The following is a 20,243-nucleotide window of genomic DNA, read 5'->3' on the forward strand; positions in this document are numbered from 1 at the left end:
TAGGTCCAGTTGGTCCAAGGTCGCCAGTAGCACCCGTAGGTCCAGTTGGTCCAAGGTCGCCAGTAGCACCCGTAGGTCCAGTTGGTCCAAGGTCGCCAGTAGCACCCGTAGGTCCAGTTGGTCCAAGATCGCCAGTAGCACCCGTAGGCCCAGTTGGTCCGACATCACCAGTAGCACCTGTAGGTCCAGTTGGTCCAAGGTCGCCAGTAGCACCTGTAGGTCCAGTTGGTCCAAGGTCACCAGTAGCACCTGTAGGTCCAGTTGGTCCAAGGTCGCCAGTAGCACCCGTAGGTCCAGTTGGTCCGACATCACCAGTAGCACCCGTAGGTCCAAGGTCACCAGTAGCACCTGTAGGTCCAGTTGGTCCAAGGTCACCAGTAGCACCTGTAGGTCCAGTTGGTCCAAGGTCGCCAGTAGCACCCGTAGGTCCGGTTGGTCCGACATCACCAGTAGCACCCGTAGGTCCAGTTGGTCCAAGGTCACCAGTAGCACCCGTAGGTCCAGTCGGTCCAGTCGGTCCTGTTACGCCAATTACATTTAATAGAGCAACATCATCGACTAAAATATCAGCTGTGCCTACTTGAGGCCCAGTATTAATTAAAACAAAGGCTTGTGTAGCGCTTGGGGGAGCTGGAGTTGTAATTTGGTGGATTTCAAGCCATGTATTATTATCGGCTGTAGGGATTCTGTTTACTGGAATGTTTATAAAGAGTCCGTTTCCAAGAGAATTAGAAAGATCATTTAAATAAACAACTTGTATCTGTATAGGAGCAGCCTGATCCAATCCTACTTTAGCTAGGGAAACGAGTAATTCAAAGGTGTCTCCTGGATTCACGGGAACAAGTTGCCCAATATAGGAAACCGTGTCTCCACCCTGTAATCTTGCTGAATAAAAGTTGGAATGTGAAAATTGATTGGTCACTATTGCGTTGGAAAAAAACCATGGAGAAAGTGTTCCTGTTTCGAAACCTCCATTAACAATTAAGTTCTGAATACTCATGTTGTTCATTATTCCTCCATTCTATTAAAGTAGCATTACTATTTAAAGTAATACTGTTTATCCTATGTCTCTTCCTTAGAAATGGCGCGGGCACTTATCCTTTTTAGTGTTTTTTTTCCAGATAAAGGGGGATGAGTAAAGTTTAAGGACTGGGAGGAGTTGTGAAAAATGCAATTTTCTATTCTCTTTTCTCATGGCGGAGTGGGGAAAAGTTTGTTAAATCAGTGAGGGACAAAAAAACTGGCTAGAGAGTAAAAAAACAGAAGGCGCGGATTCCTTGTTATTTAAGGGTTCCGCGCCTTCGTTATTTCTTTGAATATGTTTTATATCAGCTAGAATTGTATAAAAATTACTAATTAGATATAGAGTTATAGGAATATGCAAAATCTGATTTAATTAAAAGATTTAGTAGTTTAAAAACAATTAATTCGTTAATGTTACTCCATTTAGAACATGATCCCATGTCGAATCGCTGTTAGGATCACTAGGAACGTTAACTACACATGTTCTATCTAATTCCCAATCTACTTCAGTAATTTCTTCCAAGTCTTCTACTGGATTAAGGATAAGGACATTAAAACGTCCTTTTACCATGTGAGACAAAATAGATTGTAATTCGACTGCTTCATCATAGTTAGCTACCCATCTAACAAATAGAACGGATTCACTATTGGCTACTTTCTTTAGAAATCTATATATTCGATAGTTTAGTGTTTTTTTAAAAGAAGGGTAGGTTACAATCCAATTTTGATCTCCAATAATAGGGAAATCGTGAGCTGAAAAGATATTATAAACAGTATCTTGTATCACATAGGATTTTGTTGGTATTTGAATTTCTTTATCTGGAACAACAGGGGCTCCATCATGAGCATATACATAATCTCCTTTATCATTTACTACACGCATATTTTTAAGTTCCATAAATCCCTTAAAATTATTTTTAAACAATCTATTTACATCTGAAAGGAATGGAGAGTAACTCCAATCTAGTGGACTTGATGTAAACCTTTTTAAATTAAGGCGTTGGAATTGAAGGGCTGGATTACAAGCACTCCCTAAACTAAATACAGCATCATAAGATCCTTTGATATCTTGTAAGTTCAAGTTAATCATCCTCCTATTATTTTTTAAAAGGTCTCTTAATATAAAATGCTTAGTTGGTTGGAATTGTTTGGACAATTTATTTTAAAGTCTATATGAGGGTCAGTACCCTATAGAAGCCATATCTTTATAAAGAAACTACAAAATATAAAAAAGTAATCTTAACATTCAAAAGACAGCACTTATTAAATAGGCGCTGTCTTTTGAACCCAGTAATATCTTAAGGAGACTTAATTTTACATTTGGTAATGGAATGAAAAGATAAAAAAATAAACAATTAAGTTTACCCTTAATGTGATGTTAGGATTCTTTTTAGAGAAAAACCGATTGTTAAACCAGGGATAACCCCCAACATTGGAAGCCATACGGGTCCTAATAAGAAACCAAACACTTCTAGTTTTGTTGAATACATAATCCCAAGTGTAACGAAAAATCCTGAGAAAACGAACGGAAGATAGGAGAAGTGGCTCTTTCCACCCCCTGAACTTTTAAAGGCATCCCACATTGAAAAAAGTATAAACAAGGATAAAACATAAGCCATTGGAAATTTGTTTGAGCAATTGCCGCATCTATTTGTCCCATAAAACTTAATTGAATGATTTCATTAAAATTGGCCTTAACGTTTATTACCATTTCAAGGACAAGAAATAAAATCCCTTTAAATAGCCTCCCATTTAATATTTGAGAAAAACCAGGTAAAGCTATACTCCAAAATATACTCTCAATTATCTGTTCCTTTTTTTCATTCTTACTAAAATCATTTATTTTTTGCCAAATCGTCATGATCTGTCGCTAGTGGAGGTTGCTCCATCCATTCATTTTCTATTAGTAAATTTACGCCGTCTTCTGCTAACACTGCAATATCGGTAATCATTTTCGCATAATTAGCTGCCAAATCCCTTCGTTGACATAATGACATAGCTTCACCGTAATATCCAATAGCTGAAGAGAGTAGGCTAGATATTAAAAACATCATGAGTTTATCGGAAAAGGGAGGAACTGTTGAATCTGTTACCTCGGAATCAAACGTTCTAGGAATGTGCAAATCATCATCTGTTAACATTGAAGCTAGGATTTTGAAGTGTTCTTGGCAAACTGATCTAGCTCTTTTCATGTATTTCCGAACAACTTTTGACTGAGCAACCTGGCTAAACCCCAACTCTAGAACTAGTTTTGTCAGTGTCTTTTGCATATTAAGGTAAGTACCACTAACTTCAACTGCACTGATCGGTCTACGTTTCCCAAGCCACCCTGTTAGATAACTTTGTTTTTTTACAAACTCAACTTTCTGATGATTGTTAAAAGTAGGGGGTTTACTAATAATTCCTTTACTTACAAGCACACCAGTAGCTAAATCATACAATTCCACTGACTCAGAAATAACTTGTTTAAAGTATTTTCTTTGGTCCTCTCTAATTGCACAGCCGATAGCTCCTGTATATCTAGTCATACCATGGACAGACATGATCTGCATAAAAACAATAATATATGTATCTGTAAATAGAGCCGGTGCCTCTAGTGTGACATCCTCATCAGTAAATCCCTTTGGAATTGGGTAGTTTTCCTTTGTTAAAAATTCTTTTATCTTTTGAAGGTGGGTTTCTGATAACTCTAGGGCAAATTGAAGGACGTCACCTATTTCTTTATCCTCTACAGTATTAATGAAATAACGAATAATGCAATGTGATAAGCTATCATTGAGGTATTGTGACCAAAGGTTTGCAAGTTCCGAGGAACTCATCTTACCACTATGAGTAATGTTCTCCATTTTATTAACCTCCTGCAAATTTGTCTACGCTAGTATATCCCAATGGAGTTATATTATAATTTAGAACAAACTTCAGGATTGATGGGCTCTACGTTTCATTATAATCTCATGGATGTAGCAATAGCCTTTGTTGCTTATTGGTTTACTAAGTTCCTTTTGAAAGTAAGAAATAGAAGGTGAAGATTGCCTTATCTATAAAGAATAAAGAAAGATTACATATTTTTGAAATTTCGGTTTCTCCACAGGGACCAAATAAGCTTCTCAAGTATCAATTTGGAGAAAGAGACATAAATAACTATAAAAAGCAATTGTAATATATAATATAGTTAGGTATGAATTTATCTGTATGTGGAGGAGAGCTTTATGGAATGGCATCATTTTGAGTATTTTCAAATGCTTGCACGCACAGAACATATGACACAATCAGCGAAGCTATTATCAATATCACAGCCTGCGTTAAGTCGCTCCATTTCTCGATTAGAGGAGGAAGTTGGTGTTCCACTATTTGATCGGCAAGGTCGCTCTATTTCGTTAAATAAATACGGTCATTTGTTCTTAAAACGAGTCGAACGGATTATGAAAGAGTTCGAAGAAGGAAAGAGAGAGATTCAAGCCCTTTTGGATCCTGAAGAAGGAGAGATTTCCCTCGGGTTTCTACATACGCTAGGACCAAGTTATATTCCACGCCTTATTAGCTCTTTTAGAGAAGTGTATCCAAAAACAAAGTTTCGTCTTTATCAAAATAATTCTCACACTCTTCTTCGCCAGCTAGAAGAAGGAGAAATTGATATTTGTCTGCTTTCAAATATGGAAATTAAGCATCCTATTCAATGGCGAATTTTAAGGAAAGAAGAGCTCTTTCTCAGTGTTCCAACTTGTCACCGGTTTTCCCATTACAAAAGCATTTTATTAGAGGAAGTACGAGAGGAGAAATTTGTTCTCTTAAAAAAAGGATATTCGCTGCGCTCCATTACGGATCAGCTATTTGAGAAAGTTGGAATTATCCCAAACATTACTTTTGAGGGAGAAGAAGTTCCCACAATTGCAGGGCTGATCTCAGCTGGATTTGGTATTTCATTATTGCCTCGTTTACATAAACCAGAGGAAACCAACGTTATCCAAATTCCGGTTCGTTCTCCAAAGTGTGAACGATTAATAGGGCTTGCCTGGAATGAAAAAACATACATGTCTGCTCCAACATTGAACTTGAAGAATTTTGTTTTAGAGTGTAAAAATGAGCTTTAAAATATGAAGCATTAAAACTTTGTAATGAGTAAACTACATAAAGTATGAAAAGAGATAAGCATAAGATAAAAACAAGAAGGTGAGAAATGAAACAACCAAGTTGTCCCTTCGTAGTTTTTGAGACAGCTAATAGGTGCATAAAAAAGACCTTATCTACATAGATAAGGTCTTTTTACATGTTCTTTTCTTTATTTCTTATAAGCACAATATGGACGGAGTTTCACACCGATAATGCTTCCGATAAATGCAGCAACAAACCAAAGCCAGCCATGCAGGCTAAAGGAAGCAATTCCATCAAAATAGGCTCCAATATTACATCCAAATGAAATACGAGCTCCATATCCCATCATTAATCCACCAACTAATGAACCAATTGTCATGCGGGTCGGCAGTTTAAAGCGGACAGGTTTGCTGAAACGACCTGCGAAAGCAGCTGCAAGAAGTGCTCCAGCCATAAGACTGATATCCATAACGGTTGTGATGTCCATATATAATGGACTTTCTAGTGAAGCAGCCTTTGCAGGATCCTGCCAGTATGACCATGTCTCAGGACTTGCCCCAAAAGCTTGGGTGATTTTTGAACCCCACAGAGCAAAAGCAGATGTAATTCCCCAAGGCTTTCCTTGAATCATTAAGATAAGAGCATTTAGAACGGCTAGCGCAACTCCACCTAAAATAAGTGGCCAAGGACCTTTGAAAATGACTTTCCATCCGTTTGCATTTTCTCGCTTTTGAGGAATAAGTTTGCCGTGTTTACGTTTTTCAATCAAGATTGTCGCAAAGTAAACAATAGCAAGCATGATAAACTGCACAAGAAAACCTGTTACAACATTAAAATGTTCAATAAGAGAAATTGGTTGAAATTGCGGTGTATTCATCCACCAATTAAAATGAGTAGCAGCAATAACAGAGCCTGCAATAAATCCGATTAATGTTACAACACCGTTCATATCACCGCCACCAATATGATACAGCGTACCTGATGCGCACCCATCACCCATTTGCATTCCAATTCCAAAAATAAAGGCGCCGACTAATACAGACATTCCTACTGGAGATACATATCCGGAAATAGAATGGCCAAACATGCTTCCTTTCAAAAGAAGCGGTAAAAATAACGCGTTTGCTACAAGCATCATAATCATTTGAGCACGAATACCTTCACCACGGCGGTGTAAAATAAATTGACGCCATGCAGATGTAAAACCAAAGCGGGCTTGATATAAGATAAAGCCTCCAACTCCGCCTAATACATATAAAAGCGATTGATTAAAAGATACTTTTGTATACAAGAAAATAGTACCGCCAATCAGGATGAGAAGTGATAAAACACTTAACCATGTATTCCGATTATTTGGGGTTTTCATTACCTTCTGAGTTGACGATACAGATTGATTATTAACCATTGTTGCCAATGTAACCCCTCCTTTTTATAATATAGTACAATAATTCCTATCGGGTTTCTAGTGTTTAGAGTTAATTTATTAGAATGTTAGTTAGTGGAAAAAGGATAGAATAATCATGGAGATTTTATAACTTAATGTGTGTTTCAAATAGGAAAGCGTTATCAATATTTTGTACATTATTCTATAGGAAAGGTATAATAGCTTAAGAGCATGCGAAAGGGGAAAATCGATGAAAACAAAGATTGGAGATGTAGCAAAGCTAGCTGGAGTTTCTCCCACAACGGTTTCTCGTGTACTGAATAACCGTGGGTACATCAGTAAAGAAACAAGAGAAAATGTACATAAAGCTATGAGGGAATTAAACTACTTTCCAAATGATTTAGCACGGTCATTATTTAATAAACGAACTAACTTAATTGGCGTTATCTTCCCAACAACAAGCAATCCTTTTTATGGAGAGCTTATTTTTCATCTAGAAAATATTTGTGCTGAACAAGGCTATAAAGTATTGCTGTGCAATAGCTTAAATAGTATAGAAAAAGAAGAAAAGTATGTGGAAATGCTGCTGCGCAATCAAGTAGACGGCATAATCGTTGGGACCCATAATCACGGAATTATTGATTATCATAAGCAAAATCTAGCTGTTGTTGCTGTTGATAGATATTTATCGGAGACGATTCCAATTGTAAGCTGTGATAATTATGACGGAGGAAGAAAAGCAACAGAACTGCTCGTATCAAAACAGTGCGAATACATTATACATATTAACGGTCAGTCTGATATAGAAACTCCAGCGCAACAGCTTAGAAGAAAGGCATATGAGGACGTATTACACAAATGCGGTAAAAAGCCGATTACATATGAAGTCCCTCAAACATTTGATCCAAAAAGTCAGGATGAAATCATTCAGCGAATTTTAGATGAACACCCACATGTAGACGGAGTTTTTGCGAGTAATGATTTGTTTGCGGCTTCTTTTATTCGCGAAGCAAAACGAAGAGGAAAGAAAATCCCCGGGGACGTTAAAGTTGTCGGATATGATGGAACTGAAACAGCGCAAACTTTATTACCTGAATTAACAACCATTCAACAGCCAATCTACTCTATTGCTCAAACGACTGTTGATATGCTGTTAAAAGGGATTAGCGGAGAGTTTCACAATATCAAAAGTGAAACAAAGCTACCTGTAACGCTAATTGAAGGTGAAACAACATAGGACATTGCCTCTAGGCAGTGTCCTATGTTGTTTTCTGAAGAATTAAATTAAAAATTATGAAACCGGTTGACATATGAAACCGGTTGACATAGAATTATCTATGAAAGTGCTTTCAATAACAAACCATTCGTTTTTCATTTCTAATCAAAGGGGTTATCCAAATGAAAAGTTCAAAAATGTTGTATTGGAAGTTAAGTGCGTATTTCTTTTTCTTTTTCTTTACATGGTCTGCTAGCTATTCTCTTTTTTCGATTTGGCTTGGTCAAGAGATTAAATTAAGTGGATCAGCAACTGGTTTAATCTTTTCTGTAAACGCTATCTTTGCTTTATGTATGCAGCCGATATATGGATATATATCAGACAAAATTGGCTTGAAGAAAAATATTTTATTCTTTATTAGCCTTTTACTTGTATTTGTTGGACCATTCTATATTTTCATTTATGGGCCATTGCTTCAGTACAATGTTTTGCTTGGAGCAATTGTAGGAGGGATGTACTTAGGTGTTTCATTTTTAGCTGGAATAGGAGCCATCGAATCGTATATTGAAAAGATCAGCCGAAAATATCAGTTTGAATATGGAAAATCAAGAATGTGGGGATCATTAGGGTGGGCTTCAGCTACATTTTTTGCAGGTCAGTTATTTAACATTAATCCTAATATTAATTTCTGGATTGCTTCTGGGTCGGCAATTATTCTTGTCTTCATTATTTTGTCTATAAAAATAGAGATGACAACACACGAAGTCGAGAAAGCCCAATCTGTTTCTTTAAAAGACGTAGGTCAACTTTTTCTTTTAAAAGATTTTTGGTTTTTAATGCTTTATGTAGTTGGTGTGACTTGCGTATATAGCGTGTATGATCAACAATTTCCGATCTACTATGCATCTGTTTTTCCAAGTGAGGCATTAGGGAACCAAGTATTTGGATATCTTAATTCTGTTCAGGTGTTTTTAGAAGCTGGGATGCTGTTTTTAGCTCCGTTTATGGTAAACAAACTTGGCGCAAAAAACAGCTTATTATTAGCAGGATTTCTAATGGCTTTTCGAATTATTGGTTCAGGGCTTGTGATGGGTCCAATTGGAATTTCTTCGATGAAGCTTATTCACGCTTTAGAGTTACCAATTATGTTGATTGCAATTTTTAAATATTTAGCAATTAATTTTGATACTCGTTTATCATCCATTTTATATCTTGTTGGCTTTCAATTTGCGTCACAAGTAGGAGCAGCTATTTTATCGCCTATTTCAGGGATATTGTATGATTCCATTGGGTTCCGATACTCTTATCTTGTAATGGGAACAATGGTGTTAGGTTTTACGATTATATCCATCTTCACATTGCTAGGTTCTAAGCATACTAGAGGAATACCTCAAGGTGGGAAAAATATAAAAAGAGTAGTATAGGAGGAAGTAATATGGTAATAGATCACAAACTTCAAAAAGCTGAAGAAGCTATCAAAAAAACAACACAAAACATAAATCCTCGGTATCGATTAGGTTATCATATTATGGGAGAAGGGAACTGGATCAACGACCCAAACGGTTTGGTTCAATACAAAGGAGAATATCACGTTTTTTATCAGCATCATCCATATGATGAAAACTGGGGTCCTATGCACTGGGGACATGTAAAAAGTAAAGATTTAGTGAACTGGGAATATGCTCCGATTGCGTTAGCACCTGGTGATGAATACGATAGGGATGGCTGCTTTTCAGGAAGTGCAGTTAACAATGACGGAGAGCTAACCCTTATTTATACAGGTCACAATTATATTAATCAAGAGGAAGACACTTTTTATCAAACTCAAAATATTGCGGTGAGTACAGATGGAGTAGTATTTGAGAAAGTAGGTCAAAATCCTGTTATTGCTCATCCTCCTGAAGACAGTGCTCATCATTTCCGCGACCCGAAAGTATGGAAGCATAATAATCAATGGTATATGATTGTTGGAAACTCAACAAAAAATCAAACAGGAAGAGTGATTTTATATAAATCTCAGGATTTAAGAAAATGGGAGTATGTTGGAGTTCTTGCTCAAAGTGATGGAACACTAGGATATATGTGGGAGTGTCCAGACTTTTTCGATCTGGGAGGAAAGCATATCCTGTTAATTTCTCCACAAGGGATAGAATCTAAAGGAGACGATTATAACAATCTCTTTCAAACAGGTTATTTTGTTGGAGAATATGACTATGAAAAAAATGAGTACGTAAAAGGTGAATTTCTAGAGTTAGATCATGGCCACGATTTTTATGCCGCTCAAACACTGGTAGATGAGAAAGGCCGTCGCATTGTAATTGGTTGGATGGATATGTGGGAAAGCGAAATGCCGACAAAACAAGATGGATGGTGTGGAGCATTAACTATTCCTCGAGAGCTAACACTTGGAAAGAACAACACTGTTTTTATGAATCCTGTAGATGAGATGGTAGAATTGCGTGAAACAAAGAGTGTAGAACTTGAAAACACAAGCCTTTCAGATTATCATTTAGCAAAGGAAAACAGTAGTTTACTAGAGATAAAAGCAGAATTTGATTTAACAGAGTGTAAGGCAGAATCAGTTGGATTAACGATTAAAGGCGTCGAAGAAGAGGAAGTTGTGATTACCTATCATATTCAAGATGAAAAGCTTTCTCTGGACTGCTCGAAAATGGGGAAAGAGGAAGATGGAGGAAGAACAACAGGGCTTGTGAATGATGGGAAGCTTACACTGCGTATTTTCCTTGATCGATCCTCAATTGAAGTGTTTGCAAACGATGGCATGAAAACGATGACAAGTCGTATATACCCAACGGAAGAAAGATTAGGCGTGATGTGCTTTGCAAACAAAGGTGAGGTAAAAGTTAAAGAGTTTATGTATTGGAAATTGAAAGATATTTGGAAGTAGAATAATGGTGAGCAAGCGCAAGCTTGCTCACAAAATTGAGGTGTACATAATGAGTAAAATTTTTTGTATTGGTGAAACATTAATTGATTTTATTCCCGTTCAAAAAGAAAAGAGTTTAAAAGAAGTAGCTGGCTTTGAACGTGTAGCAGGCGGAGCGCCAATGAATGTTGCGATTGCAGCGGCAAAGTACGGCTGTGAAGCTGTTATGCTAACAAAAATGGCAAATGATCATTTTGGGGATCATATTATGGATGTTTTACAAAAAGCAAATGTTAATACGTCCTATATTGTTCGATCAGATGAAGGTGAAACAGGTCTTGCTTTTGTTTCAGTAGACGGATTTGGTGAGAGAACGTTCAATTTTTATCGTCAAAATGCAGCTGACCTTCGTTTTTCAGAAGAGGAAATCGATGGAGAGTGGTTTAGTGGAGAAGACTTTCTTCATTTTTGCTCTGTGGACTTAGTTGACAGTCCAATGAAAATTGCGCACAAAAAAGCAATCAAGGAAATGAAGAAAAAGGGTGGAATCATTAGCTTTGATCCAAATGTGCGCCTTCCATTATGGCCTGATAAAGAAAGCTGCCGTAAAGCAATTTTAGAGTTTTTACCGCTTTCTCATATTGTTAAAATATCGGATGAAGAGCTTTCGTTTATTACAGGCATAGAGGATGAAGAATCGGGCATTAAGGCGCTTTTCACAGGAGATGTAAAAGTTGTTGTTTATACAAAAGGTAAACACGGGGCTTCCATTCATTTTAAGAATGGTGAAGCGTATGAAGGAAAAGGATTTAAAGTAACTGTTGCTGATACAACAGGTGCTGGAGATGCTTTTATTGGCGGCTTTTTATCAGAGCTTTCACAGCATGAGATTACAAGTGAGAACTTGATTGAACAAGTAAGAGCACATCATGAAGAGCTTCTTACTTTTGCAAATGCAAGTGGAGCGTTAACAGCCTCCGTCAAAGGAGCAATTCAATCAGCACCAGGAAAAGAGCATGTATTAAGATTTATTGAAACACGGAAAACAGAAGCGTAGGAAAATGATACCCCCGTCTCTTTGTAGAAAGAGGCGGGGGTACTTATGTAAAGGCTACTCTACGTCTGGTGCCTCATTAAAGACAGTGCCATTCGTATCCTCAATCACGACATCGGATTGAACTCTATCTAAGCCAATAGCGATAAAAGGATTCTTTTCATCAGAACGATTGTAGAACGTTCTAACCTTAATTACGGTAGTATTTCCGTCTTCTTCTACGTCTAGAACTTCTATATTATCTCCTGCCATTTCTTCCCCTAAGGATAAGACAACCGCTTTTGCTCCCTCGGAAATAGTAAACGTTTTATGGCCTTGAATGGTTGGATTTTGTTGAAGGAGGGATAAATACGAACCTATCTCATCTGAGGTTCCGATGGAAAGTCGAGTTTCTTTTATAACCCAATAGTCAACTTGCTTTATATACATCCGACAATTAGAGACGATAACAAACAAAATAACAAATGTAAAAACACTCTTTTTCCATACAATACTTTTTCCAAACAAAGTTAACAGGAAGGAAATAACTAAAATACCGAGGCTTGATATTAAAAAAGCGATCCCATATCCTAATGTATTCACTTGGTAGGCTACAGCAATACTTCCAAGTAAGGATAACCCACCAATAGTAGCTACAGTCAATACTCTTCTTCTATTTTCTATCTCTTTTGCAAAAACGTAAGTTAATAGATATAGCCCTAATCCCACAACTAGTCCAATTAAAAACATAATAAACAAGTATATTTTCTCCTCTCTCACTTCTTCATAAAAGTCGAGTGCTCCTTTATATACACTAGAACCTCGTCAAACTCAGTAAACTCAAACGGAAACAACACGCCTTTAAGAGGCTGTTCTAGAAGTATTTTAGCTAAAGAAGCTGTTACAATAGCTGTTGTTTTATAATCTGACGAAGAAGAAAGGGAGAAAGTTTGGGTAGAGGGTTTCCCATTATATAATCCTTCAACTTCTAAAGTGAGAAAGACGTTCTCCTTCTTCCTATCATTATGTTTTACAAATTTTGAAATAAACTTAGGATGACCAAAACGAAGAAGGAACCGAATAATCGCTAGTTTTTTAAATACTCGATCATCACTAAGATAAACTTCTAATTAACAAACCTAATTTCTTAATCCCAATCTCTAAGTCTTCCATTGAGGCATATGCATAGGAGAGGCGTATATAACGACTAGATTGTTCATGGTAAATATGACCAGGGTTTAGTAATATCCCTTGTGTACGAGCACATGCATAAAGACTTTTCATAGAAATTGGGGCAAGAATATGAACCCAAACAAAAAAGCCTCCTTGAGGTTCTTCCCATGCTGCAAGTCCTTCTAAATGCTGTTTAATAAGCTTTAAAGCTACATTCTTTCTTTCCAAAAGATTCTCCCTTACTTTTTTAACATGTTCCACATATAACCCACTTTGCAGCCATTCGGCCGCAACCCGTTGAGAAAGAGAGCTAGAACCATAGTCAATTTGCATCTTAATATCTGCAAGGCGGTTAATAACAGGTTCTGGTGCTGCTATCCAACCAATTCGTAAACCAGGCGTTAATGTTTTGGACAAACTGCTAACATATAAAACATGGCCTGTTTGATCTAAAGATTTTAATGGTAAAGGGGGGGCTTTTTCAAACCATAGTTCTCTATAAATATCGTCTTCAATAATAGGAATTTGACAGTTTGTACATGTTTCGATAATATTTTTGCGTCGTTTCTCAGACATTAATGTTCCAGTTGGATTATGAAAACAAGGATTTGTATATAGAACAGCTTCTTTCCTTTTCTTTTTCACATGCTCTAGATGCTGGGCGAGAAGGCCTTCATGATCCAAAGGTATTCCAGTCAGATTTATCCCAGCTGACTGAAAAATACGAAGAGAGTAAAGGTAAGAAGGTTTTTCTAGTAGAACTGTTGATCCTTTTTGCAAAAGTCCAATGGAGACAAGTTGAAGAGCTTGGAGGGCTCCTGAGACAATTAAGATTGAAGAGGGAGAGACATTAACATTCATTTTATGTAAATAAGCGCTCACTGCTTTTCGTAATGGTAAATATCCTTTTGGTTCTTCATAGCCAAAAGGAGTTATATGATTAGAGACTTTATTTATCATATCTTTCATTTTCTGAAGGGGAAACATGTCACTTGAAAGCTCACCTTTACTTAGTTGGATAAACTGTTGTTGTGACTCTGAGTTGTTGATTTCTTGAACTGTTGATCTGCTTTGTTTCAGCATTCCCGCTTCTACATGTGTATTCCAATTGAGAGAGGAAGATAAAAGATTCCATGTATTGTTCGTTACAATGGTTCCTACACCCTTTTGTGTTTCGAGTAGGCCATCCGCGATTAACTCTTCTAATGCTGTAATAACTGTACTTCTATTCACATTAAATTCTTTCGCTAACTGACGTTGACTAGGGATTTTACTTCCAATAGGCCATTCACCATTTGAAATTTTTTCTTTTATATACCTCATAATTTTTTCATACTTAGGAATGCTTGTTTTACTTAACATAAGAAGTTTCTCCTTTGAAGTGGTTGGTTTTCAAAAATTTAACTGGTTGGAGACATTTTACCAAATGTTATCTAGGATAGAAACTACTTGTTAGATTTCTAGACTAACTGGTTGGATTTTATTTGATAAGGAGAGAATAAATTGAGAAACAGAACAGTATTCTTACTTGTTTCATATGTATCTATCATCTTTTTTTGGGGGTCTTCTTTTCCAGCTATTCGTTTTGCCCTACATTCTTATACTCCTGAAAGTCTAGCTCTTTTTCGGTTACTCATTGCTTCAAGCTTTCTAATGATTATAGCTATTGTACTGCGCATAGGTCTACCAAATATGAGAGATGTTCCTATGTTAGTTCTTTTAGGATGCTTAGGATTTTCAGCTTATCATCTTTTTTTAAATAAGGGAGAAACAACTGTAGGTGGAGGGATTGCTAGTTTACTTGTGTCTACTACACCAATATTTTCACTAGTACTTGAACGGCTATATTTAAAGAGAAAAATGGGGGTTAGTAAATGGCTAGGTTCATTTATTAGTTTTTTAGGAATTGCCTTTTTTTCACTTAGCTATCATTCCCAGTCTTACTCTATTAACGGAACAGTGTTTATTCTGCTTGCTTCTTTTTCAGAAAGCTTGTACTTTGTTTTTCAAACACGTTACTTAAAACAATACGGAATGTTCGCATTTATTACTTATACGATATGGGGAGGAACAATTGGAATGCTGTGGTTTTTCCCACGGCTGTTAACAGAGATAGAAGTAGCTTCTTTTTCATCTACTTTAGCCGTGATGTATTTAGGCGTTTTCTCCTCTGTTCTACCTTATTTAGCTTTAGCCTATATAAACTTAAAAGTAGGGGCGTCAGAAGCCACAACTTCTCTTTATCTTATACCAATTGTAGCTGTCATTTTATCAGGAATATGGCTTGACGAAAAGATTACTTTACTTAGTGTAGGAGGTGGGATAATTACATTTTTAGGACTTTTTCTGATTCATGGAAAGCAACAAATGTCACGAGCGAAAGACAATATAAATTTTTAATAATAAGATATCCAAGGGTACAATTCAGAAAGATAATTTCTTCGATAATAAGGTTTGACTAGAACAATGAGTATTTTTTACTCTTATTAACAACTATTAGGCCGTAAGAAAATAAAAAAATCTGAAAAAGGGTATTGAAAGAAATAACGATATCTTATAATATGTATTTAAGTTAGTTTGTAGGGGGAACAAACTAACTTAAACCTTATTAATAAAATATAACTTATCTTCAATGATGAATCACTTTAATTTGAATGTTTAAAGTTTATCTTATCTCAACTAAGGGGGAAATAATATGACTCAATCTTATACTAATGTGGGAACTTATTTTGGAAGCGTAAACAAAGTGTTTTATGAAGGGAAGGATTCTAACAATCCTCTAGCATTTAAGTACTACAATCCAGAAGAAGTTATAGGAAATAAAACGATGAAAGAACATTTGAGATTTTCGGTAGCTTACTGGCATACCTTTACGGCTGATGGAACAGATCCTTTTGGATCTGCAACAATGAAAAGACCATGGGACAAGTATCAAGGAATGGACTTAGCTAAGGCAAGGGTAGAAGCCGCATTTGAACTTTTTGAAAAATTAGGGGTTCCTTTCTTTGCTTTCCATGATCGAGATATTGCCCCAGAAGGAAATACATTAAAAGAGACAAATGAAAATTTAAATGTAATCATTGCTATGATCAAAGAGTACATGAAAACAAGTAATGTGAAATTATTATGGAATACAGCTAATATGTTTACTCATCCTCGTTTTGTTCATGGAGCAGCTACTTCTTGTAACGCAGATGTATTTGCATATGCAGCAGCTCAAGTGAAGAAAGGATTGGAAACAGCGAAAGAGCTTGGAGCTGAAAACTATGTATTTTGGGGAGGACGTGAAGGTTATGAAACGTTATTAAATACAGATTTAAAATTAGAGTTGGATAATCTAGCTCGATTCATGCATATGGCGGTTGACTATGCAAAAGAAATTGAATTTACAGGACAATTTTTGATTGAACCAAAACCGAAGGAACCAACTACACATCAATACGATACAGATGCTGCTACAACAATTGCTTTTCTAAAACAGTATAATTTAGACAAATATTTCAAGTTGAATCTTGAAGCTAATCATGCGACTTTAGCTGGTCATACATTTGATCATGAGTTAAGAGTAGCTCGAGTACACGGCCTGTTAGGTTCTGTTGACGCTAATCAGGGAGATCCTCTTTTAGGATGGGATACAGATGAGTTTCCAACCGATTTATATTCTACAACATTAGCCATGTATGAAATTTTGCAAAATGGAGGATTAGGTTGTGGAGGATTGAACTTTGATGCCAAAGTACGAAGAGGATCTTTTGAGTTAGAGGACTTAGTATACTCTCATGTTGCTGGAATGGACGCATTTGCAAGAGGGTTAAAAGTGGCTCATAAATTAATTGAAGACCGTGTATTTGAGGATGTTATCGCAGAACGTTATCATAGCTTCACGGAAGGGATTGGACTAGATATTGTGGAAGGAAGAGCAAACTTCCATACCCTTGAGCAATACGCTCTGAATAATAACTCAATTCAAAACAAATCTGGAAGACAAGAACGGTTGAAAGCCACCCTAAATCAATATATTTTAGAAGTTTAAAATGAAAAAGGAACGACTTAAGAAGTAACAAGAAAACCGACTGTATCATTTCTCGAAAAGACCCGTCAATGAATCTTTTTATATCTTTAAGTTTTCATGACGGGTTCTTTTCTATAAAACATATAAAGAGTTCGAGTCAATACTTTTATACAAGTAGAGGAGAAAAGTGTAAGCATTGCCTTGAGTTTTGATGAATATTTCCGTAAATAAAAAGTTTTCTAGAAGCGTGATTTACTACTTTAAAATAGGAAGGAGTTTAGGGGAAGATTTTAAAGATTAATCTATAAGCAACTAAGTTATGAGAAACAAGCCTTTACGTATATTATTTTTGTAAGCGCTTTATAAAATAGTCTTACTTAATAGAAGTCGGGGGAATGTTAATCATTTAGTTTTATATAGTAGATTAATTTTCTTTGAGTTATTAAAATTTATCCCTGAAAAACTATGAAACAAAAGCGAAACTCACTTTATATTTTTTCAATTACGCTCGTAGCTGCTATCGGTGGTTTGCTTTTCGGTTATGATACTGCTGTAATATCTGGAACTGAAAAATCAATAGAAGCCTATTTAATAAAACCTTTAGGTTTAGGGTCGTTAGCACACGGAGCAACAATTTCTAGTGCATTAATTGGTTGTATCATTGGCGGTATAATATCCGGTTATTTTGCGTCAAGTTTTGGACGTAAATATTCCCTTATTGTCGCAGCTATCCTTTTTCTTCTATCAGCTTTAGGGTCTGCTTATCCTGAGTTTTTATTTTTTACAAAGGGAGAACCATCCCTTTCTCTATTACTTATGTTTAATTTATATCGAATCATAGGGGGAGTCGGTGTCGGCTTAGCTTCAGCTATTGTGCCAATGTATATAGGAGAGATTGCACCTGCAGATATTCGTGGCCGATTAGTATCATTTAATCAATTTATGATTATTTTTGGGATGCTAGTCGTTTATTTTGTTAACTGGGGGATTGCTAATGGACAGCCATTAGAATGGATAAATGATATAGGGTGGAGATATATGTTCGCTTCAGAAATAGTTCCAGCCTTCTTATTTTGTGTATTTCTACTTTTTGTACCCGAAACACCTCGATACCTAGCAATTAAAAACCAAGATGATAAAGCATTAAATATTCTTACTAAAATTAATGGCTCTTTAGAAGCGGCAGCCATTTTAAGTGAAATTAAGCAAACCGTAAAAGTAAGTATTGCTTCTGAAAAGCTATTTGCTTATGGGAAATTAGTGATTGTGGTAGGAATTATGCTCTCGGTATTTCAGCAATTTGTCGGTATAAATGTTGCTTTGTATTATGCTCCACGTATTTTTGAAAGCATGGGAGCTGCAAAAGACGCTTCGATGTTACAGACCATCGTTATGGGATTAGTCAATGTTATCTTTACAATTGTTGCTATTTTAACAGTTGATAAGTGGGGACGTAAACCATTACTAACAATAGGATCCATTGGTATGGCGATTGGAATGTTTGGTGTGGCAGGAATGGCTTTTCTAAATATTATTGGAATGAGTACTTTAATCTTCATTATTATATACACAGCTGCTTTTATGTTATCGTGGGGGCCAATATGTTGGGTGTTAATTTCTGAGATTTTCCCTAATAGAATCCGTGGCAAGGCCGTTGCCATTGCAGTAGCTGCTCAATGGGCTGCTAATTACCTAATCTCATCTACTTATCCAATGATGATGGAATACAGCAGCGGCTTAACTTATGGTTTCTATGGGCTAATGAGTGTATTTTCCGCTCTATTTGTTTGGAAATTCATCCCTGAAACAAAAGGGAAGACGCTTGAACAAATGGAGAATGAATGGAAAAAAACTAAAGTTGATCATCATGAAGTAGTATGAAGTTATTTTTGAGGTTTTAACATTATATAGACACGCATATCCCTCTTTGAAATTGAAAAAGTAACTTTTATGGAAAATGTAAAGGTATGTAGTTTTTATTTAATGGCGCTCTGAAGGAGGAAAGAAGATGTCTAGTGAAAATCTATCGAGAATTCCTATATTTGAAAAAGTTGGTTATGCTTCTGGGGATTTCGCTTGTAATTTGATTTACAATACAGTTTCTACGTACCTTTTATTTTTCTATACCGATGTATTTGGGTTATCAGCAGCTGCTGCCGGTACAATGTTTTTAGTTGTTAGAATAATTGATGCCCTTGCTGATCCTTTTATTGGAACAATAGTAGATAGAACAAATAGTCGATTTGGACGTTTTAGACCGTATCTGTTATTTGGAGCATTTCCATTTGCTATACTCGCAATACTGTGTTTTACAACTCCTGATTTTTCAGATATGGGTAAATTAATATATGCCTATATTACGTATGTTGGTTTATCACTTACATACACAACTATAAATGTTCCATATGGTGCATTAACTTCTGCGATGACACGAAACAATCAAGAAGTTGTTAGTATCACATCTGTGCGTATGTTCTTTGCTAACCTTGGTGGATTGATAGTAGCATTTTTTGTTCCTCTATTATCCAATAACTTACGTGATACTACGGATAGTTCAGTTCTTGCTTGGCAGCTGACTATGAGTATTCTGGGGGTTATCGGAGCATGTTTATTAATATTTTGTTTTAAAAGCACGCAAGAACGTGTAAGTCTTCAAAAATCGAAGGAGAAAATTAGATTATCAGATATATTTGAACAGTTTCAGGTTAACCGACCATTAGTCATTTTAAGTATCTTCTTTATCATTATTTTTGGCGTTAATTCAATAAGCAATTCTGTTGGAATCTATTATATTACCTACAATGTCGGTAGGGAAGATTTGGTGAAATGGTATGGTTTATTGGGGAGCTTACCAGCTCTAATTATCCTCCCATTTATACCTAAGATTAATAGATGGATAGGGAAGAAGAAACTATTAACTTTTGCATTATTATTAAATATTGTTGGTCTTTTAGGTCTGCTTATTGTCCCACCTAGTCATATTTTTCTTGTACTCCTCTTTCGTCTAATTGCTGCTGCAGGAAGTGTTACAGCTGGAGGCTATATGTGGGCTCTTATTCCAGAAACAATTGAATATGGAGAATACAAGACAGGAAAACGGATGGGAGGATTAATTTATTCCGTTATTGGTTTCTTTTTTAAGTTTGGCATGGCCATAGGGGGCATCATACCAGGATTTGTTTTAGATAAATTCGGTTATATTGCGAATCAGGTACAAACTCCTGAAGCATTAACAGGAATTTTAATTACAACAACAATCATCCCTGTTGTGTTCTTGGTATTAGCAATAATTAACATTTACTTCTATAACTTAGATGAAGAAGAATATGCAAAGATTGTACGTGAATTAGAGAATAGAGATAAAGTATATATGGACCATATTGATGAATTTAAAAACTAGAAAAAGAGTATATTAAGAAATTT

The 20,243-nt window shown here is 36.1% G+C and carries 15 protein-coding genes and 1 pseudogene; 9 read left to right on the forward strand and 7 right to left on the reverse strand.

Going from position 1 to position 20,243, the window contains the following annotated elements:
- From ACK3CR_RS00100 to ACK3CR_RS00115, 4 genes and pseudogenes are all read right to left on the reverse strand, one after another.
- Positions 1 to 1,000: NTTRR-F1 domain (locus ACK3CR_RS00100; protein ID WP_488974791.1), on the reverse strand; the 1,000-nt coding region annotated here is incomplete at its 3' end.
- A gap of 423 nt (positions 1,001 to 1,423) precedes the next feature.
- Positions 1,424 to 2,113 carry a DUF1796 family putative cysteine peptidase gene (locus ACK3CR_RS00105; protein WP_328123954.1) on the reverse strand — a complete coding sequence of 230 codons (690 nt, stop codon included), beginning with the start codon at positions 2,111 to 2,113 and terminating at the stop codon, positions 1,424 to 1,426.
- A gap of 277 nt (positions 2,114 to 2,390) precedes the next feature.
- Positions 2,391 to 2,884 (reverse strand): annotated as a pseudogene (locus tag ACK3CR_RS00110) (hypothetical protein).
- The gene (locus ACK3CR_RS00115) at positions 2,859 to 3,869 is read right to left on the reverse strand and encodes a DUF3231 family protein (protein ID WP_488974506.1); all 1,011 of its coding nucleotides are present in this window, start codon (positions 3,867 to 3,869) and stop codon (positions 2,859 to 2,861) included. The pseudogene ACK3CR_RS00110 and the gene ACK3CR_RS00115 overlap by 26 nt, the downstream one beginning before the upstream one ends.
- 363 nt (positions 3,870 to 4,232) lie before the next feature.
- Between ACK3CR_RS00115 and ACK3CR_RS00120 the strand changes: the two genes are divergently transcribed.
- On the forward strand, positions 4,233 to 5,114 hold the full coding sequence (locus tag ACK3CR_RS00120) for a LysR family transcriptional regulator (RefSeq protein WP_488974507.1): 882 nt from the start codon (positions 4,233 to 4,235) through the stop codon (positions 5,112 to 5,114).
- A gap of 188 nt (positions 5,115 to 5,302) precedes the next feature.
- Here the strand turns inward: ACK3CR_RS00120 and ACK3CR_RS00125 are convergent, their stop codons facing one another.
- On the reverse strand, positions 5,303 to 6,481 hold the full coding sequence (locus ACK3CR_RS00125; RefSeq protein ID WP_488974792.1) for a YeeE/YedE family protein: 1,179 nt from the start codon (positions 6,479 to 6,481) through the stop codon (positions 5,303 to 5,305).
- Positions 6,482 to 6,749: 268 nt separating this feature from the next.
- Between ACK3CR_RS00125 and ACK3CR_RS00130 the strand changes: the two genes are divergently transcribed.
- The 4 genes from ACK3CR_RS00130 (at position 6,750) to ACK3CR_RS00145 (ending at position 11,659) form a co-directional block, all read left to right on the forward strand.
- On the forward strand, positions 6,750 to 7,736 hold the full coding sequence (locus ACK3CR_RS00130) for a LacI family DNA-binding transcriptional regulator (RefSeq protein ID WP_430240585.1): 987 nt from the start codon (positions 6,750 to 6,752) through the stop codon (positions 7,734 to 7,736).
- A gap of 161 nt (positions 7,737 to 7,897) precedes the next feature.
- Complete coding sequence (locus ACK3CR_RS00135; protein ID WP_488974508.1) at positions 7,898 to 9,139, forward strand: MFS transporter; 1,242 nt, start codon at positions 7,898 to 7,900, stop codon at positions 9,137 to 9,139.
- An 11-nt stretch (positions 9,140 to 9,150) separates the two neighbouring features.
- On the forward strand, positions 9,151 to 10,623 hold the full coding sequence (locus tag ACK3CR_RS00140) for a glycoside hydrolase family 32 protein (protein ID WP_243510235.1): 1,473 nt from the start codon (positions 9,151 to 9,153) through the stop codon (positions 10,621 to 10,623).
- Between the two features lie 49 nt (positions 10,624 to 10,672).
- Entirely contained in the window at positions 10,673 to 11,659 is a 987-nt protein-coding gene (locus tag ACK3CR_RS00145) for a carbohydrate kinase family protein (protein ID WP_328123959.1), read from the forward strand.
- Between the two features lie 54 nt (positions 11,660 to 11,713).
- Here ACK3CR_RS00145 and ACK3CR_RS00150 read toward each other — a convergent pair whose 3' ends face one another.
- Together ACK3CR_RS00150 and pdxR are read right to left on the reverse strand one after the other, a co-directional pair.
- Positions 11,714 to 12,394 (reverse strand): hypothetical protein, encoded by a 681-nt coding sequence (locus ACK3CR_RS00150; RefSeq protein WP_328123960.1) that lies wholly within the window; start codon positions 12,392 to 12,394, stop codon positions 11,714 to 11,716.
- Between the two features lie 354 nt (positions 12,395 to 12,748).
- On the reverse strand, positions 12,749 to 14,170 hold the full coding sequence (gene pdxR / locus ACK3CR_RS00155) for a MocR-like pyridoxine biosynthesis transcription factor PdxR (protein WP_488974509.1): 1,422 nt from the start codon (positions 14,168 to 14,170) through the stop codon (positions 12,749 to 12,751).
- A 141-nt stretch (positions 14,171 to 14,311) separates the two neighbouring features.
- On the opposite strand from pdxR, the gene ACK3CR_RS00160 reads away from it, so the two are divergent.
- The 4 genes from ACK3CR_RS00160 (at position 14,312) to ACK3CR_RS00175 (ending at position 20,220) form a co-directional block, all read left to right on the forward strand.
- Positions 14,312 to 15,208 carry a DMT family transporter gene (locus ACK3CR_RS00160; protein ID WP_488974510.1) on the forward strand — a complete coding sequence of 299 codons (897 nt, stop codon included), beginning with the start codon at positions 14,312 to 14,314 and terminating at the stop codon, positions 15,206 to 15,208.
- A gap of 295 nt (positions 15,209 to 15,503) precedes the next feature.
- Positions 15,504 to 16,841: a xylose isomerase gene (xylA, locus tag ACK3CR_RS00165; protein WP_243510208.1), complete on the forward strand. Its 1,338-nt coding sequence runs from the start codon at positions 15,504 to 15,506 to the stop codon at positions 16,839 to 16,841.
- A gap of 444 nt (positions 16,842 to 17,285) precedes the next feature.
- Positions 17,286 to 18,701 carry a D-xylose transporter XylE gene (gene xylE / locus ACK3CR_RS00170; protein WP_430240591.1) on the forward strand — a complete coding sequence of 472 codons (1,416 nt, stop codon included), beginning with the start codon at positions 17,286 to 17,288 and terminating at the stop codon, positions 18,699 to 18,701.
- 127 nt (positions 18,702 to 18,828) lie between these two features.
- Positions 18,829 to 20,220 carry an MFS transporter gene (locus ACK3CR_RS00175; RefSeq protein ID WP_328123964.1) on the forward strand — a complete coding sequence of 464 codons (1,392 nt, stop codon included), beginning with the start codon at positions 18,829 to 18,831 and terminating at the stop codon, positions 20,218 to 20,220.
- Positions 20,221 to 20,243: the final 23 nt, after the last annotated feature.

The sequence above is a fragment of the Priestia sp. TRM10 genome, assembly GCF_057808375.1.

Bases quoted from the DNA above. Each gene is read 5' to 3' on its own strand.
- xylA (WP_243510208.1), top strand. From the start codon at position 15,504: ATGACTCAATCTTATACTAATGTGGGAACTTATTTTGGAAGCGTAAAC.
- ACK3CR_RS00125 (WP_488974792.1), bottom strand. From the start codon at position 6,481: ATGAAAACCCCAAATAATCGGAATACATGGTTAAGTGTTTTATCACTT.
- ACK3CR_RS00120 (WP_488974507.1), top strand. From the start codon at position 4,233: ATGGAATGGCATCATTTTGAGTATTTTCAAATGCTTGCACGCACAGAA.
- ACK3CR_RS00115 (WP_488974506.1), bottom strand. From the start codon at position 3,869: ATGGAGAACATTACTCATAGTGGTAAGATGAGTTCCTCGGAACTTGCA.
- ACK3CR_RS00140 (WP_243510235.1), top strand. From the start codon at position 9,151: ATGGTAATAGATCACAAACTTCAAAAAGCTGAAGAAGCTATCAAAAAA.
- ACK3CR_RS00105 (WP_328123954.1), bottom strand. From the start codon at position 2,113: ATGATTAACTTGAACTTACAAGATATCAAAGGATCTTATGATGCTGTA.
- ACK3CR_RS00130 (WP_430240585.1), top strand. From the start codon at position 6,750: ATGAAAACAAAGATTGGAGATGTAGCAAAGCTAGCTGGAGTTTCTCCC.
- pdxR (WP_488974509.1), bottom strand. From the start codon at position 14,170: ATGTTAAGTAAAACAAGCATTCCTAAGTATGAAAAAATTATGAGGTAT.
- xylE (WP_430240591.1), top strand. From the start codon at position 17,286: ATGAAACAAAAGCGAAACTCACTTTATATTTTTTCAATTACGCTCGTA.
- ACK3CR_RS00145 (WP_328123959.1), top strand. From the start codon at position 10,673: ATGAGTAAAATTTTTTGTATTGGTGAAACATTAATTGATTTTATTCCC.
- ACK3CR_RS00135 (WP_488974508.1), top strand. From the start codon at position 7,898: ATGAAAAGTTCAAAAATGTTGTATTGGAAGTTAAGTGCGTATTTCTTT.
- ACK3CR_RS00175 (WP_328123964.1), top strand. From the start codon at position 18,829: ATGTCTAGTGAAAATCTATCGAGAATTCCTATATTTGAAAAAGTTGGT.